The 16365-nt window shown below is 55.3% G+C and carries 14 protein-coding genes; 3 read left to right on the forward strand and 11 right to left on the reverse strand.

Going from position 1 to position 16365, the window contains the following annotated elements; all coding sequences use genetic code 11:
- The 3 genes from N6G83_RS34400 to N6G83_RS34410 all read left to right on the forward strand — a co-directional run.
- The coding region (locus N6G83_RS34400) for a DMSO/selenate family reductase complex A subunit (RefSeq protein ID WP_260524104.1) at positions 1-2283 on the forward strand (2283 nt) is incomplete at its 5' end.
- The gene (locus tag N6G83_RS34405) at positions 2280-2900 is read left to right on the forward strand and encodes a DMSO/selenate family reductase complex B subunit (RefSeq protein ID WP_065685822.1); all 621 of its coding nucleotides are present in this window, start codon (positions 2280-2282) and stop codon (positions 2898-2900) included. The genes N6G83_RS34400 and N6G83_RS34405, both read left to right, overlap by 4 nt.
- Positions 2901-2902: 2 nt before the next feature.
- Positions 2903-3751: a dimethyl sulfoxide reductase anchor subunit family protein gene (locus tag N6G83_RS34410; RefSeq protein WP_211136254.1), complete on the forward strand. Its 849-nt coding sequence runs from the start codon at positions 2903-2905 to the stop codon at positions 3749-3751.
- Between the two features lie 48 nt (positions 3752-3799).
- On the opposite strand, the gene N6G83_RS34415 is transcribed toward N6G83_RS34410, so the two are convergent.
- The 11 genes from N6G83_RS34415 to N6G83_RS34465 all read right to left on the reverse strand — a co-directional run bounded on the left by N6G83_RS34415 (position 3800) and on the right by N6G83_RS34465 (position 16365).
- Positions 3800-4846 carry a hypothetical protein gene (locus N6G83_RS34415; RefSeq protein WP_211136255.1) on the reverse strand — a complete coding sequence of 349 codons (1047 nt, stop codon included), beginning with the start codon at positions 4844-4846 and terminating at the stop codon, positions 3800-3802.
- A 7-nt stretch (positions 4847-4853) separates the two neighbouring features.
- The gene (locus tag N6G83_RS34420; RefSeq protein WP_211136256.1) at positions 4854-5837 is read right to left on the reverse strand and encodes an ACP S-malonyltransferase; all 984 of its coding nucleotides are present in this window, start codon (positions 5835-5837) and stop codon (positions 4854-4856) included.
- Positions 5812-7218, reverse strand: coding sequence for a hypothetical protein (locus N6G83_RS34425; protein ID WP_211136257.1), 1407 nt, complete (start codon positions 7216-7218; stop codon positions 5812-5814). Before N6G83_RS34425 ends, N6G83_RS34420 begins: the two co-directional genes overlap by 26 nt.
- Positions 7218-8036, reverse strand: coding sequence for an outer membrane lipoprotein-sorting protein (locus tag N6G83_RS34430; protein ID WP_074031089.1), 819 nt, complete (start codon positions 8034-8036; stop codon positions 7218-7220). Before N6G83_RS34430 ends, N6G83_RS34425 begins: the two co-directional genes overlap by 1 nt.
- A 23-nt stretch (positions 8037-8059) precedes the next feature.
- Positions 8060-8812, reverse strand: coding sequence for an SDR family oxidoreductase (locus N6G83_RS34435; protein WP_024530303.1), 753 nt, complete (start codon positions 8810-8812; stop codon positions 8060-8062).
- A 21-nt stretch (positions 8813-8833) separates the two neighbouring features.
- The gene (locus N6G83_RS34440) at positions 8834-10159 is read right to left on the reverse strand and encodes an ABC transporter permease (RefSeq protein ID WP_081375822.1); all 1326 of its coding nucleotides are present in this window, start codon (positions 10157-10159) and stop codon (positions 8834-8836) included.
- A complete protein-coding gene (locus N6G83_RS34445) occupies positions 10156-10680 on the reverse strand; it encodes a hypothetical protein (protein ID WP_260524105.1) in 525 nt (174 codons plus the stop codon). Before N6G83_RS34445 ends, N6G83_RS34440 begins: the two co-directional genes overlap by 4 nt.
- A 118-nt stretch (positions 10681-10798) precedes the next feature.
- Entirely contained in the window at positions 10799-11512 is a 714-nt protein-coding gene (locus N6G83_RS34450) for an ABC transporter ATP-binding protein (RefSeq protein WP_211136259.1), read from the reverse strand.
- Entirely contained in the window at positions 11509-12588 is a 1080-nt protein-coding gene (locus N6G83_RS34455; protein WP_260524106.1) for an ATP-binding protein, read from the reverse strand. Before N6G83_RS34455 ends, N6G83_RS34450 begins: the two co-directional genes overlap by 4 nt.
- Positions 12575-13810 (reverse strand): beta-ketoacyl synthase N-terminal-like domain-containing protein, encoded by a 1236-nt coding sequence (locus N6G83_RS34460; RefSeq protein ID WP_211136829.1) that lies wholly within the window; start codon positions 13808-13810, stop codon positions 12575-12577. Before N6G83_RS34460 ends, N6G83_RS34455 begins: the two co-directional genes overlap by 14 nt.
- Positions 13807-16365: a beta-ketoacyl-[acyl-carrier-protein] synthase family protein gene (locus N6G83_RS34465; protein ID WP_211136830.1), complete on the reverse strand. Its 2559-nt coding sequence runs from the start codon at positions 16363-16365 to the stop codon at positions 13807-13809. Before N6G83_RS34465 ends, N6G83_RS34460 begins: the two co-directional genes overlap by 4 nt.

Here is a 16365-nt window from a genome sequence, read left to right on the forward strand (position 1 = left end):
CGATTTGCCTATGCCAATGGGGGCATCAAAAACGACACATCTGCTGGAACTGTGCCAGCAGAACGCATCATTCCGACCTGTAGCAGCTTTGACTGCGGCGGTAAATGCGATATCCGTGCCCATGTGCAAGACGGTATGGTTACCCGTATCACCACCCTACCTGATGCTGAGTTTGATCCGGAAATGCCGATCATGCGCGCCTGCGTGCGTGGACGCGGCTACCGTAAATTCGTCTATCACCCCGATCGGCTTAAATACCCGATGAAGCGCGTCGGTAAACGCGGCGAAGGTAAGTTTGTCCGTATCACCTGGGATGAAGCGACCACGTTAATTGCCGATAACCTGAAACGGATCACCGAGAAATACGGCCCCGCCTCGCGCTTCGTCCATAACAATACCGCAGTTACCGGCGGCGCGTTCTCAGGCGATAAAATGGCTCGCCGTCTGCTAAGCATGACCGGCGGCTACCTTGAGTATTATCACTCGGTCAGTATGGGTAACACCGGTGCGGCAACCCCCTATACCTACGGGGCCGCGGCCAGTGGCAACACCTTGGATACCCTGAGCGAGACGCCACTGGTGATCCTGTGGGGACATAACCCTACTGAAACTATCTTTGGCCATACCAACCACTATTTTCAGCAGATGAAGCAGAACGGCACCCGCTTTATCGTGGTGGATCCACGTTATTCAGACACCTCGTCTTCGTTGGCGGATCAGTGGATCCCGTTGCGCCCCGCCACGGACAATGCGCTGATGGATGCGATGATGTACGTCATCATCAGTGAAAACCTGCATGATCAGGCGTTTATCACCCGCTACACCTTGGGCTTTGATGAGGGTTCGATGCCGGAAGGCGTGCCAGCCAACGAATCGCTGGTCGCTTATCTGATGGGGGCTAAAGACGGCATCAAGAAAACCCCAGAGTGGGCTGAAGCTATCACCCATGTCCCGGCGCAAACCATTCGTCAGTTGGCGCGTGATTACGCCACGGCCAAACCGGCAGCGCTGATCCAGGGCTGGGGACCGCAGCGGCATAACTGTGGCGAGCGCACCGCCAGAGGTTCGACGCTGTTGGCAACCATCACCGGTAACGTTGGTATCAAAGGCGGTTGGGCTGGCGGCTATGGCGGCATTGGTAACCGTAAATTTACCACAGGCCCAGAAATGCCAGACAACCCGGTAAAAGAAAAAATCTCCATAATGAACTGGGTGCAGGCGGCGGATGATGCCAGCAAGGTCACGCCCGCAGATGGCTTGACCGGTGGCGACCAGCTCAATAGCAATATCCGCCTGCTATTTTCCTTGGCGGGTAACTATCTGGCCAACCAAAACCCGGATATCAACCAGGCCGTCAAGGTGTTGGCCGATGAGTCCAAGATCGAATTTATTGTGCAAAGCGATCTCTATCTGACGCCCAGCGCAAAATATGCCGATGTGTTATTGCCCGAAACCAGCTTTATGGAACGTTGGAATATCGGCGAAACCTGGGGAACGGCGAACTATTTGATCTTGTCTGAAAAACTGATCGAACCTGAATTTGAACGCCGTTCCGATTACGACTGGATCCGTGAAGTGGCCCAGAAACTGGGCGTGGAGCAGGAATTCAGCCTTGGGCGTAGCGAGAAGGAGTGGATCGTGCAGATCTGGGAAAACTCCCGCAAGGCCATGCCAGATGAACATTTGCCGACGTTTGATGAGCTGTTGGTGCAGCGCCGCCACCTGTTCAAAGGCAAGCCGCATATTGCCTTTGCCGATAACATTCGTGACCCACAAAACCATCCGTTCCCGACGCCGTCAGGAAAAATCGAGATTTTCTCCAAACGTCTGTATGACATGCACCACCCGGAAATTCCGGCGTTGTCCCATTACGTTCCCGCGCATGAGGGACCGGAAGACCCACTGGCGGCTAAATACCCGCTGCAGTTGATCACCTGGAAGGGCAAAAATCGGGCTAACTCCACCCAATATGCCAACCCGTGGTTACAGGAGGTGCAGACGCAGAAGCTGTGGATCAACCCCGCAGATGCCAGCCACCGGCACATTGCGCAAGGAGATTACGTTCGTATCCACAACGATCGCGGCGTGACGCTGGTTCCTGCAGAGGTTACCCAGCGAATTATGCCTGGTGTGGTGGCATTGCAAGCGGGATCTTGGTGGCAGCCTGACGCTAACGGCGTCGATCATGGCGGCTGTGCCAACGTGCTTAGCTCTGCGCGGATCACTGCGTTGGCGAAAGGTAACTCTCACCAAACGATGCTTGTGGAGGTTGCCAAAGCATGAGTAAATTTATCGAGTATGCCCCTGTCAGCGATCGCCAGCTTGGGTTCTATATTGACTCCTCTCGCTGTTCCGGCTGTAAAGCCTGCCAAGTCGCCTGTAAAGACAAGAATAACCTGGAGGTCGGGCGACGCTTTCGTCGCATTTATGAGGTCAAAGGCGGCGGTTTTGTCTCCACCGGCCAGGGCGGTTTCCATAACAACGTGTACGCCTATACCCTGTCGATATCCTGTAACCACTGCAAGGATCCGATCTGTACGGTGAACTGCCCAACCACCGCGATGCATAAGCGCCCCGGTGATGGCATCGTGCGCGTCGACACCGATAAGTGCATCGGTTGCGGCTATTGTGCCTGGTCGTGCCCGTACGGCGCACCACAGCTCAATGAGACTACCGGCCAGATGTCCAAGTGCGATTTTTGCATCGATTTACAAGCCGCTGGGGAACAACCCATCTGCGTGGCAACCTGTCCGTTGGGAGCCATCAAGTTTGGCCCTATTGATGAACTGCGGGCGAAATATGGTGATCTTTGTGATGTGCAGGGTCTGCCTGACTCCGCCATTACTCACCCTAATCTGGTCGTCAAACCGCATCAAGGTGCAGAACAGGGGAGTAAATAATCATGCATGAATGGCCTCTTATCATTTTCACCCTGCTGTTGCAGGCTTCCGTCGGTATCACCTTGTTCACCACCTTTAGCTTGGTGCTGGCCAAGCAAGGGCTGGGCAGCCAGGAAAAGCGTCGTTTGGCGCTGCCTTTCATGCTGCTCGCGTTTATCTTCGGGGCACTGGGCCTGATGGTTTCAACTGCCCACCTTGGGTATCCGCTGAATGCATTCCACGCCTTGCGGCATGTGGAAAGCTCCTGGCTGAGCCGTGAAATCATCTTTGCCAGCCTTTATCTGGCGTTTTTAGGGCTGGGGACACTGATTGCCCTGATCTCAAAACGGCTGCCGATCGTTTTACTGCTGATTGCCACGCTACTGGGGATCGTCGACGTCTTCTGTATGAGTGCCATCTATGTTCACAGCTCTGTAGTGACATGGATGCATTTCAACACCTACCTGATGTTCTTTGGTTCGGTACTCAGCCTAGGCGCGGTCGCCAGTCTGTGGTCGCTGGCGATCCGCCCCGATCTGCCCTCGCAGCTCATGAGAAAGCTGGCGGTAACGGCGGTGGCCTTGCTGATTGCCATCACGCTGTGCCGCCTGCTAGTGCAACCCGTGTATATGGAGTACCTGACCTCGGTGTGGAATAGTGACGTTGTCACCTTTCCTCATCAACCGTTGGCAGCGTTTGCTCAGTTGGCCAGCCTGCGTTTAGCCTCGTGGGTCATATTGATCGCTGGTGTGTGCGCACTGGCACTCTGCTGGCGTTCCCAACGTATCAACAAGCGGTTGCTTGCCTTGGGCAGCGGGTTGATTGTGGTCGCTGAAGTGCTGTTGCGCGTTGGCTTCTTCAATATCCAATAACCGCGGACTTCTCTAGTCACATAGGGGGCGCCAGGTGCCCCCTATGAATTACCTCATCGTTTTGACATCGTTATTAGCATACACCTGATGGCGTTTGTGCATTTCCAGCGCGTCATGGTAGTTGTCATATAAGGTCTGATAGCGTTCCGCACAGTAAACGACCAATAACGGCAACAAGGCACAAAGGTATAGCGGGATAAATTGCGGAGTGATCTGCAATGCCGCAAAAATCAGGCAGATCGCAATAGCCCACAGCTGCGAAGCCAGTAACCAGAGCAGACCACGCTGCCAACGCGCCAGCTTGCCGGTGAACGCCCAGGGAGCAACAGGCGCAGAGTTGGCGTCCAGCGTGCCATTGAGTAATTCCCCAAACAACACATAGCGCCGCGTCCGGCCAGCAAACGCCAGCATAAACAGCGTCACCGCCCCCATCAGGATCATAAACGCGACGATAAAGGCAGGATCGGCATAGCCGGGAGCCAGGCTGAATGCGGGCTTACGGGCAATCGGCAAAACCAGGGCGAAATTGGTTAGCAGATTCAATAGCAAATCTTCGGCCACCAACCTTGGCAAGCGACGCTGCCGAGGGTGATAGGCTTCGGGCTCACTATAGGACTTCAAGGCCAGCAGGATATTGAACGGGGTTGATTTGCCCAGCTGGACCACCATCAAGGCTGGCAGCACCAAGACACCAAGCAGCGCAATCAACGGATAATGCCAGTCTGGGCCGCATAGCCATATCAGGCCGCTCAGCGCTGCCGCCAGGCACAGTATGACCAAGGAAGCCCAGCCAGGCTGGTACAGCAATTTCGCCATCCCAGCTGTTTTACGCTCTTTATACTGGCCCGCGACCGCTTGCGGGTTTTTAAACACCCGCAAGGTGAATACGCTGTACGCCCAGTAGCCTTGACCATCGCGCATCATGCTCCAGACAATCGACAGACAGATTGCCCCCAACCCGGCAATCATCTCCGGCAGAGTAATGTCAATGACGTTGCGGATCAGCGACGAGGTCAGAATAGCGGAGACCAACACCACGGGGATCACGGCTCCTCGCATGTATCTTTGGCTGAAAGTAGTCAATGTTGGCATCATATCGCCCTTATCCTGCATGCTTAACACTGCTGCCAACGAGATGGTAATAGTGTTGGATATGGTAATCCTCGTCAGCCCCGTAGTGCTCCGCCAACAGGTGGCTGAGGATTTTTTTGTTGCTGATCTCCAGGTAGCGGCGATGTCCCATCTGTGCCCACCGATCCATACTCTCACGCCAGCGCACGGTATGGATAAGGTGCAGCGCCAGATTTTCCTTGATCTGCACCACGCTATATTCCGCTTTGCCACTGCTGTTCATGATCAGTGGGCAAACCGGCGAAGAGAATGGCAGGTCGGCCAATGCCTGGCGCATCAGTGCCACTCCATCATGCATCAACGGCGTATGCCAGGCACCATTGACGCCCAACTTGATGGTATTTACCCCATCGCGCGCCAGGTGATTAACCAGGGTTTTAACGGCGGTCAGTTCCCCCCCAACCACTTGCTGCTGGTGCCCGTTGTCACAGCACACGTTGAGTACGGTTCCCAGCCCAAGATTGTCGATCTGCTCGCGCAGCGCATCATGACCGTAAGGCTTGACCACATACATCGCCCCTTTACGCTTTTCTGCCAGGTTTTGCATGATCGTCGCGCGCAGCGTGATCGCGCGGAACAGCGTTTCCAGATCCATCACCCCGGCGGCATACAGCGCGGTATATTCACCTGCGCTATGCCCGGCGTAACCGGTTTCCAACACCGGGGTCCGTTCGCGTAACAACGTCAGCATGGCGGCGTTAACGGTGGTGACGGCCAACTGCTGATAAAGGGTTTTGGTCAGGCGTGTCATCGGCCCTTTCTGGCAGAGCTTGCGTACATCCAGCCCGGAAACATCGCTGGCACAATCCCACACCGCCTTGGTACCCGGTGAAACATCACAGACATCGCTGCCCATGCCGATCGCCGGGGATCCTTGTCCTGGGAAAATCATCATCCAACCGGCCGCGACGTTAGTTGCGGCCGATGTATTACCAATTGATTCGCATACCTGCATAGATATTTCCTTTTTCTCCGAAGGTGCCAAACTCACTCTCTTTACTGCCGAAGCTGGCGGCAACGCCAGTGTAAGCCTCAATGTTGTTTTTGAGCGGCGTGCTCAGGTGCAGATTCAGCACGTTGCTGCCATCCACCAGATTGACCATACCGGAGACCGACCAGTCGATACTGCCGACCTGCTCTTTATTGGTGCGTGTATAGAGGGTGAGGTAGTGTTTGCCGAGCAGGTCGCCGCCCCGCCCGACGTTATCGGTTTCTGCCGCCATCAGGCGGGAGTACTGCTGATAGCCGTTACGGATATCCGCCATGAACGATGGCGGTAGCGGTGGCAATGACTGACCGTAACCCCCATTGACGAAGCGAATGGTGTTGACGTTGTCCTGCCACTCACTGCGACTGTAGCCCTGACTCTGACCATAATATTCCGCGCCGTATTCGCTTTGATCGCCAGTGGTGTAACGCAGGCCAACGCCGATATCCGCTTGCGCACCATTGGCGCGTATTTTGTACGGCTCCTGCACATTGGCAAGTTGGCGCATGGCACGCGCGGAAGCCATGTCTAGGTGACGCCAGGTTTGCCCATGGGAAATCGCCCCCTCAACGCTGAGGATCAGCATATCCGTCAGGTTGCCGCTAGTGCCTAGCGCCACGGTTTTCCGATCGCCAACCAGTAGCGAAAAAGTTGGGTTGAACGCTTTCAAACCGGTTGCGGTGTAACTGGTATAATATCTGTCGGTACTGTTGGTACGCAGGATCGCGTCCCACTCTGAGGCGGCTTCCTGGCGTTGGTTGTTGCGCTTGAGGCGCGGAAAGGCCGCTAACGTGAAGGTTCCTTCGTTGCGGTACCATGAGCTGCTGATGCCATACGCCCCTTCATCGTAGAAATTGCGCCCGCTCCCCCCCAGGCCAAACACCCGCACGGTACGCATACTACCGTTGATATTACGCAGTAGGTCGAGCGGCGCGACCGAGAACAGATAACCACTGGTTTTACGTACCTTACCGGCATCGATATACCCACTGTCGCTGACAGCCCAACTGGCAGTGGCCTCGTTGAGTATGCCCAGCCCCTGGAAGCGTTGATCCTCCAGGGTTCCCGGCTGATGTGCCTGGAGAGCATACTCGCCACTGGCCTGCGCCTTGACGCTGAGGGCCTCGGTCAACGTGCAGCGGGCCACACCTGAAAGGTACAAATTGGCAATAGCGTTGTTACGAAATGCTGGATCGTCAAACTGCCATAATGAGTCCGAGGAATGGGACGATATCCCCTCTATACCCGCATAACCGCGTTGGACAAGACAGTCAACCGCCCAACTGCTGCTACTATAGGCGCCCACCAGCAGCAGAACCCCGCTAATCGGGGATCGCTTGCTCGCCATCAACCGTTCAACCTCAGCAGATACTCTTTCTGGAAGTTGCTTTCCGGCAACGACTCCAATCTGATGTCGCTGTAACGCATGGTGGTGTAGTTATCCTTACGCAGCGCGTCTTCCACCACGATAGTGGTTGGCCGCATCTGGCCCAACACCCGTTGATAATCGCGATAATACGAACGCTTGATCGGTACACCGTCGGCGGAAAGGAAATCGGCCCGGCTAGGGAAACCGCTGTCTTTTTCCACCCAATAACTGATCGCTGGATAGGTGACATAGGGCCAACGGCGCTGTAGTGATAGTTTGTAGCAGATCGTCTGGCCACAGGCCTCTTCACCAACCAGCCGGGAGATATAAGAGTAATCAAAGTCTGCGGCAACCACGTCACCGTTGGAAATCTGCCCCACCAGACGTTGCTGGCGGGATATGGGGATAGGGCGTCGCAGGTCTGGTGCGTAATACCACATTTTGTCCAGATCGGAGAGCAAGGCTTTACCTTTATCGCGTACTGGGGAAATAAAACGCACCAGTGCACGCGCATCCCCTTTCTCTACCTGCTCCGAGGGTTTATAGAAGCGCATGGAAATATCCAGCACCTGTTGGTTCTCCGTGATATCACGCCCTCCCTTATGTTCCAGCAGCGTCAGCGTATAGCGGAAAGGCCGATCGGGTGCCCTCACGCGGTCGGCTCGACGGATAATTTCACGGGCCCGCTGATCTTCCTGAGTCAGGCTATTCAGTTGATGACGATCCAACGGTTCTGCCGACTGAGCCACACCCGACAGCCCCAGTAAAACCAGGCATCCAGCTATTTGATATTTCATGGGAACGGTCCTTGTTTGTGGGGCTATATATCCAGCATCATGCCAAGATCGGCAATAAGGGTGCTGCCACGTATCGCGCTCGACTGCTCAGAGACCAGAAATGCGGTAATGTTGGCCACCTCTTCCGGCTCCACCTTCCAGCGGCGCGGCGCGTTATTCCAACGTTCGAACATTGTTGACCACAGCTCGTCCAGGTACGGCAGCATATCGGTATTCACCACCCCGGCGCAGATGCCGTTGACCCGGATATTGCGGTCATACAGTTCCACCTCCAGGTAGCTCACCAGATTTTCCAGTGCCGATTTAGCGATGCCGAGCGGGTATTTCTCCAATACGCGCTGGCTACCTAAACTGGAAATCACGCAGATCGTACTGCCCTGGGGCATCATCGGTACCACTTCCTGTACGCAGGCGGTGTTGCCGATCAGGTTGGTATTGAGCAACAGCTTCCAGTCGCTGCGCGTCATGTCCATAAAGGCTTTGAACGGCGCGGCGGCGGCATTCAGCACCAGATGATCGATACGTTCGATCCCCTGCTGCCTGAGCTTTTTCACCATGTCACTGATATCGCGCGGTTCGGCGATATCCGCTTTGGCCAAGGTCACCTTCACCCGGGTTTCTGCTGCCACAAAGCGTTGCAGATTGGCCGCACTTTTCCCCTGATCCTTGCGGTAGTTGAGGATCAGGTCATAGCCCTCTTGCGCCAGTTTTTCGGCAATCGCCATACCAATGCCACGGCCTGCGCCGGTAATGAGCACGGTTTGTCCCTTTGACATGTCTCTTCTCTCCCTGAGGGGTTAAACAAAGCGGAACGCTTGCGCTATAACCAGTTTCGATGCCCGGCGTGCCGGGATAATGGACGCTATCAATGCCGTCACCAGCGGCAACGCGCAGGAGAACCAGAACAGATTGAAGTCCTGATCCCACAGCACAAAGGCCAGATAGCCCTGGGTATAACCAGGCGAAGGCGGCATCGGTATGCCATTGATATTGATAAGCGCGGCGATAAGAATGCCGAAGCTGACGCTCAGCGCCGAGCCAATAATGCCAATGATGATCCCTTCCAGCACAAACAAACGGCCAATATAGGCTTGGTTAAGGCCGAGAGCGCGCAGCGTAGCGATTTCGCGGGTACGTTCGATGACGTTCATCATCAATGTGTTGCCGATCATGAACACCACGATGACGCTGACGATGGACTTGATAAACAGGAAGATCCCCTCAAACAGATTCACCACCTGATGATAGAAAATGGCCAACTCATCCCAGGAGCGCGCTTCCAGCTTGAACTGATGCTGTTCAATTAGCTGGTTGACCCGCGCCAACACGTCCTCTGTTTGGTCGGTGTCCTGCAGCATGATGATGATTTTACTGACATCCTGGGTCTGCAACAGACGCTGGGCTGTTTGCAGCGGCATCTTGATCGCCGTATCGTCGTATTCTTTGATGCCGGACTGGAACACGCCGCGTACCTGAGAAGAGATGGCGTTTTGCCCGCCTTGCGGGTTGACCACCAACATGTCGACCCAGTCGCCATAGCCCGCCGACAAAGCATTGGCGATACCAGAACCCAGGGTGATGTCCTGCTGCGCAACCCGCGACAGGTCGCTGCCCGAAATGATTTTATCCAGCGAGCCCAGCACCAACGAGGTTAGAGGTTCGATCCCCACGCCGGTAAAGAAAGTGGAAGCTCCCTTGTCATACTGGGAAATGATGCCGGTAAACGCCAGTTGCCCGGTAATGGTGGCGATCTTCGGTGCAATCACCGGATCGGCCAGCAGGAGCGTTTTCACTTCATCATAGTTATCGATGGTGTATTGCAGCGAATTGTTGGCTCCGCTGCTGAGGTAGCCTTGCTGATAAAGTTGAATATGCCCCAGGTTGGTGCGGATGGTTTGTTCACGCAGCGCCCAGAACGAGTAATCGACAAACCCACCGAAGATAAACACCGCCACCCCTCCCAGGGTGATCGCCAGTAGCGTCACCCCGGAACGGCGGCGCTGGCGAAACAGATTCAGGAAGGTGTAACGGATATCGGTAGGTTTACGGATCGCCGTCACGATCACCACCAACAAGGCGTAAATGATAATCATATTGGCAACCCAGAACAGGATATTCATCATAGCGATGCCTCCGTCAGCGGCTGGATGATGGTGTTCAGTTCAGCTGGCGTCCATTCAGGGGCCGTGCTGTGCTCGGACAGACGTTTTCCCTCTGCGCCCTGCTGTGCCAACGCCGCCCTGGCGGCCTTGGCATCGGCCACACGCTGGCAACTGGCCAGCGCATGCGCGGACATCAGCGTGATCATCGGTTGCAAATCAGCGGGCACCGCCGGGTTCTGCTGCAAATAGTCCAGGTCTTTCAAGGCCACGACGCAACGGCCATGGCTGGCGGGAACAAATGCATCCATCCGCACACGCAGAAAGCGCATCTGCCAGTCGTTCTCTTCGCTTTCCGCCGCTTCATCTATGTAGAAAAAACCCAGCTTTGAGGTTTCTGCCGCACGCATGTAATTCTTCTTGGCCAGATAATCCGTGGCCATAAACAGTTGCGCGTAGCCATAAAACATTTTGGCGATGCGGCGATCCGGGTGCTGTTGATACAAGGCTTGCAACTGGCTGGCCGCACTGATCAACGTACTCATTGGCGCTTGGGAATTAACCGCCAGGACCGCTTGTAAGCTGGGGTTGTCCTGCGTGTCCTGCAAACCAGTGGCTTGCGAAAGCCCACTGATCAACACTAATAAAGTGACAGCGTAACGCTTAAGCGATAACAAAATCATTTTCCAGTTCCCCATCCCTGATTTCCAACACCCGTTTGGCCCGATCGCGCAGCGTCAAGGAATGGGTGGAAATAACAAACGTGGTTTTCAATTCCTGATTCATGGTAAGCAGCAGATCGACGATCTCCTGCCCGGTACGAGTATCCAGATTGCCCGTGGGTTCATCGGCAACGATCAAGCGTGGGCGTTTAACCAGCGCACGGGCGATCGCCACGCGCTGCTGCTGCCCGCCGGAAAGCTCGCCGGGCGTGCGTTTATAGTGCGCCGCCAACCCCACTTTTTCGATCATGTCCATCACCTGATCTTGCGCCACGCGGCGGCTGAAGCCGTTAAGCATCAGTGGGTAATAAACGTTATCGAACACGCTCAGTACCGGCAGCAGGTTAAAGAACTGGAATACGAAGCCGATGGCATCAGCACGCAGGCAAGCGGTTTGCTGGTCATTGAGCGTGGAAAGGTCGTTACCTAGCAAATAGACATGGCCACTGGTGGGATAATCGATACCGCCCATCAGATTGAGCAACGTACTTTTACCACTGCCGGATGGCCCACATAACGCGATAAACTCGCCGTCATGGATTTCGGTGGTGATGGTTCCCAGCGCCACAATGGCACCCGGCCCTTTACCAAAGCGTTTGCCTGCCTGTTGCATCGACACCACAGGCAGAGGTTGTGCAATATGTAGGGTGTTCATGATGTTCCCCGATGATTTGACGGTAAGTGACCGGCTTGCGGTACCCAGTTCTCCAGCAACCAGGCTCCACCCTCACCGTCGAGCACACTCAACAAGCTGTGCCCGGTGATATTGCTTTGCAGTAGATACTGCCAAGCCAATGCCGGGTTCATGCAGCCGCTGTCGCCGTAGAGTTCACTGAGCGAGACGCAAGCCAGACCGGTAGGCAACTGTTCAAACGCTTGCCGCTGCACGGCACGAAATGACAGTGCCGGCGGTGTTACGCCCAACACGGCCTGGGTATCCTTAGCCAGATACCGCTTACAGTGGTCAGCCAACTGAAGAGAGCGCCGTTGGGTAGAACCCGACAAGGCTTGATAATCACTCAAATGCAGGGAAACGCCCTGGCCTGGTTGCTTCTTGAGGATCAGGCACCCGACACGCTCAACGCTGAACTGACTGTTGGCGGGGATCGGCCCCCGTTTGCTGGATGAGGGAAAGTGTTCGGCCTCGGAGAAAACCAACACCGGGAAGCTGCGAAATTGGCCACAGATGATGACGTTATCGGCCATATTACTGTTCAGGCAGTCTTGCGCCATCCGCAATGCACTCAGCAAACCATTCCGCTCGCCGCGCAATTTGCAGGTGAAATCCTTGATGCCGTAATCCCGCACGATACCTTTGGGCAGAATATCGACGCTCAACGAGTCTCGCCAGCTGTTGACCCCTTCAAATACCGAGGCCTCCCCCCAGGAATCGCAATAAATCAACGCATTACGCTCATTGCGCAGGCGAAACTCCCCTTTACTCCCCAACTGTGCCACCGCCTCAGCACAGGCTGCACTCATGTCGTTCAGCCAGCCACGATAATTGGCTTTACGCAGCGCCTCTTCAGGCAGCATTTCACTGTCAATGCCGAAACGACGGAACAACCACTGGTCGCTGCCCGCTTTGGCATTGGCCTTTTTATGCAACCAGGCTTCCCACACGTTGTACCAGCTAGGGAAAAACCGTTGCATCGGCGTGCAGGGTTCCAGCAGGGAGAACCCCACCAGATTGATGGCCGCCGCCGGTATCACTTGTTTAACCGTGTTCATCTGCATCCTCACTATTAGCGGAGATCACCATGGCGATGGCTGAACCATCGAGCCCGATGCCAGACTTGAGGATGTGCTGCCGTTTCAGTGCCAACGGTGGGCTATCGGCATGAACATGAATTTGCAGGCTGTCGTTAATCGGGTAACGCGTGGTCAATGCCAGCAGACGACGTTGTTGTAGCGCATCCGCCGCCAACATCAGGTCCAGCAAACCACAGCAGCTCTCCATGTAACCGACCTGTCCCTTGTAACTGACCACCGGAACCCCGCATTTCCCCCAGACTTTTTGCAGCGCCATGGCTTCTGCCTTGTCGCTGGCGATCACCCCATTGGCATGAGGGAAAACGCAGGCGATATCTTGCGCAGTGAGCCCGGCTTCCAGCAACGCCCGCTCAAACGTCTGGGCAATGGTGCGGAAATCCGCCGTAAAGGAACTGCTGCCCCTGGCACCGCTGCTCTGGCAAAACACTGAGCTGCGCAATTTGACAGGCGAAGTAACGTTGCGCTGACGAGCGTGTTGCTCGCTTTCAACGATCAGCGCTACGACACCGTTGGTGGGTAGAATGCAGCTGTTATGGCTGCTAAACGGTTGTGAACCCTCTTCCCCCAGCATGTCCTGGCCGCCCAGGAAGATAATGTCCTGCGTCAGCGTTTCAAACCAGCCAACGACCAGCACCCAATCAACCTCATTGGCAGCAATGGCCGAGTGGGCTAAATGGACCGCCGCTAAAGAAGAGTTGCTGGCGCAATAAAGCGAAACCGGTGGCCAACTTAGCTGATAGATCTGCGTCAGTTGTCGCGCCAGCCGATCCTGACCGTAACTCTTGGCATGCAGCCGTTTGATTTTTGGAAATAACCGCAGCTCTTCCTGATCGTTACGCTCTTGATACCCCATAAAATCAGCGATGTCGGGGCGCTCACCATGGCCTACCAGATAAACTCGAACCCGCTTTCCCTGCAATTGTTCCGTTGTCATCCCCGCGCCGGCAAGCGCCTGATTGATAACCGGCTGCAGGCGGGTCAACATCACGCCGGATGGCTGATGGTCAGCAACATGGTGCGGGTTGCAACTCAAACGCAGATCCTGCCATTCGCTTTCGGTGGCGAACCAGGGCTGTGTGCTGGCCAACCTGTTCTCGCTCAGGCCCTTGATCAGCGCCGGAAAATCCGGCGCATAAGCACTGGTGACGCCCCAACCACTCAGGACGACATTCTGAATCACGCCATGCTCCTCAGCACCACTGCATAGTGATTGCCGCCTTCCGTTGCACCGAGCACCAGAGCGTTACGGACGATTTTCTTCAGCGGTTGGGTGACAAAGGCGATATCTTCCGCACAGAAGTTTTCGGTGTAAGGGATCGGCAGGATTTCACCCCGCTTCATAATCTCCGTGACCACCGCGATATTGAGGATACCGACGCAAGACTCCACCAGACCAAACCAGGCGTTGTAGTTAACAAACGGCAGGTTACGGCGAGCATCGCCGAAGGCGCTACGGATCGCCCCAATCTCAACGGCATCACGGGCGGCAGTGCCATCACTGGTGCCACAGATCAGATCCACCTCTTCCGGCTCCATGTCGGCTTCGTGCAATGCCTGACGAATGGCCACCGCCATGGACTCGATCCGGGCTGGCATATCATCCTTGGCAAAGTAACAGCCATCACTGGATTTGCCATAGCCGACAATCTCGGCGTGAATGTGGGCACCACGATCCTGTGCATGCTGTAAATCTTCAATCAGCAGCATGCCTGCGCCTTCACCTGGGATATAGCCTTTGGCGTCCTTGCTGTAGATCTGGAAATCAGCCGGGTCACGTGTCAGTAACAGATCGCTGTTCAGCGCCTGCAGGCAGATGACGAAGGTGTTCATATTTTCGTCCGCCCCCCCTACAATCATTTGCGGTTGCAGATCTTGGCGGACCAACTCGTAGCCGTAAGTCAATGCGCCCAATCCGGCATTGATACCCGTTGCCAGCGAGGTGTTATAGCCCTTGATCCCTTCGGAAATGGAACAGAAGGTCGAAATGGCATTCATCAGCGCACCTGGAAATTCGGAGGTCCGCACTTTGGTTGGGTTTGGGAACAGGCTTTGCAGGTAGCGATCTACCGTCGAATGTGGCCCTTTGGACATGCCAAGGATCATGCCAATCGTCTGACCGTCCCGTTTGATCTTACGCCCGGCGTCATTCATGGCTTGGGTAAGAGCCAGTAAGGCAAAGGTACTGATGGTATTGGCTTTACGAGGATCAAAGCGGCGTAGTGTCTTACGGGCGTCCAATCCTTGTACCTGATGCACCCCGCCCGGTTTGTTCAGTTCACATTCCACATCCTGTTCACCGAAGCGGTTACCCATGTAGTCCGCCACTCCCTGGTTTCTCAACATGACATTGAGTAATTCACGAAATCCCTGGCGGGTATCGTCATCAAGTGCCGGTGAGAACAGTTGTGGTAGTGGCTCCTGCGCCCACATTTTTTCCAGCATGCTTTGCAAGGTGTGGCCCACGGAGCTGACCGCCCCCATGCCGGTGATCGCGACGCGCTTGGGTTGATAATGCGTTACCGGACTTTGCTCAGGCTTGACGCTGGCAATCACACAGCAGTTGTTACCGCCAAAGGCATAGTTGTTCTTCATGAACACCTTGACTTCGGCTTCCTGGAACTCGTTGGGCACATAGTTGAGATCGCAGTTTGCGCGCGGCGTAGTAAAGTTGAGCGTTGGCAGGATCTTGTTTTCCGGCAAAGTCAGGAAGCAGGCGGTCAGCTCGATGATCCCGGCGGCACCGATATTGTGCCCCACATAAGCCTTGGTTGAACTCACCGGAATATCCATGATATTCGGGAAGACCTTCTTCATGGCCAGCGTTTCGCAACGATCGTTAGCGTCCGTGCCGGTACCGTGGGCGTTGATATAGTCAATATCTTGCGGCCCGATATCTGCGTTCTGCATGGCATGGCGCATCACCTGTACAGCCCCTTCGGCCCGTGGGTCGGGGGCCGTTTCGTGATAGGCATCGCAAGAGGTGGCGTAAGAGACCATCTCACCATAGATCGTCGCACCACGAGCGACAGCATGCTCGTATTCTTCCAGCAACAAAGCGCCTGCACCCTCGCCAACCGACATCCCTGGGCTGCCGGAGAACGGGCTGGACGGCGTACGTTTCATGGCATGGAGCGCGTAAAATCCGGCAAAGGTCGGCAGATAGACAGGCTCGGTGCCAACCACCAGCACCGTGGCGTTCTTGCCGTTCTGGATCAGGTCATAGCCAATCCCCATCGCGTTGGTACTGGCCGTACAGGCGGTAGCGACCAGTTCAAAGCCCCCTTTCAGCCCCAGCAGTGAAGAGACAATGGCGCTACAGGAAGAAAAGCTGCCGGAGACCATGGCCTTCTGCAACGAGAAGCGCTCCGTCTGACGTTCAATCAGCGGCATAAAGGGCTCGGTGCCGGCAGAGGAAACGCCGATGATCAGCCCGGTTTTATCCCGTAGTTCTCCGCGTGGTAACTGGCCTTGCTGCAAAGCTTCATCGCCAACCTTATAGGCCCACAGCGAAGCATTATCCATTGAGGCAACGGTTTCAGGCGGGAGATCGGACCAACTCAAAGGCTGTAATACCTCGGAGGCGTTGGCATCCTCGAACCATTCCAGGTACTTTTTACTTGGCTTGATCCCGCAGGTTTTATTCAGCAGTGCCTGTTTGAACTCGGCAACGTTAGTGGCAATGGAAGAGAGGTGACCCATACCGGTGATCACCACTCGTTTACGCGTGACTGTCAT

Source organism: Serratia sp. PL7, assembly GCF_945957435.1.

Bases quoted from the DNA above. Each gene is read 5' to 3' on its own strand.
- N6G83_RS34410 (WP_211136254.1), top strand. From the start codon at position 2,903: ATGCATGAATGGCCTCTTATCATTTTCACCCTGCTGTTGCAGGCTTCC.
- N6G83_RS34440 (WP_081375822.1), bottom strand. From the start codon at position 10,159: ATGATGAATATCCTGTTCTGGGTTGCCAATATGATTATCATTTACGCC.
- N6G83_RS34425 (WP_211136257.1), bottom strand. From the start codon at position 7,218: ATGGCGAGCAAGCGATCCCCGATTAGCGGGGTTCTGCTGCTGGTGGGC.
- N6G83_RS34430 (WP_074031089.1), bottom strand. From the start codon at position 8,036: ATGAAATATCAAATAGCTGGATGCCTGGTTTTACTGGGGCTGTCGGGT.
- N6G83_RS34405 (WP_065685822.1), top strand. From the start codon at position 2,280: ATGAGTAAATTTATCGAGTATGCCCCTGTCAGCGATCGCCAGCTTGGG.
- N6G83_RS34465 (WP_211136830.1), bottom strand. From the start codon at position 16,365: ATGACAGTCACGCGTAAACGAGTGGTGATCACCGGTATGGGTCACCTC.
- N6G83_RS34450 (WP_211136259.1), bottom strand. From the start codon at position 11,512: ATGAACACCCTACATATTGCACAACCTCTGCCTGTGGTGTCGATGCAA.
- N6G83_RS34420 (WP_211136256.1), bottom strand. From the start codon at position 5,837: ATGCAGGTATGCGAATCAATTGGTAATACATCGGCCGCAACTAACGTC.
- N6G83_RS34455 (WP_260524106.1), bottom strand. From the start codon at position 12,588: ATGAACACGGTTAAACAAGTGATACCGGCGGCGGCCATCAATCTGGTG.
- N6G83_RS34445 (WP_260524105.1), bottom strand. From the start codon at position 10,680: ATGAGTACGTTGATCAGTGCGGCCAGCCAGTTGCAAGCCTTGTATCAA.
- N6G83_RS34435 (WP_024530303.1), bottom strand. From the start codon at position 8,812: ATGTCAAAGGGACAAACCGTGCTCATTACCGGCGCAGGCCGTGGCATT.
- N6G83_RS34415 (WP_211136255.1), bottom strand. From the start codon at position 4,846: ATGATGCCAACATTGACTACTTTCAGCCAAAGATACATGCGAGGAGCC.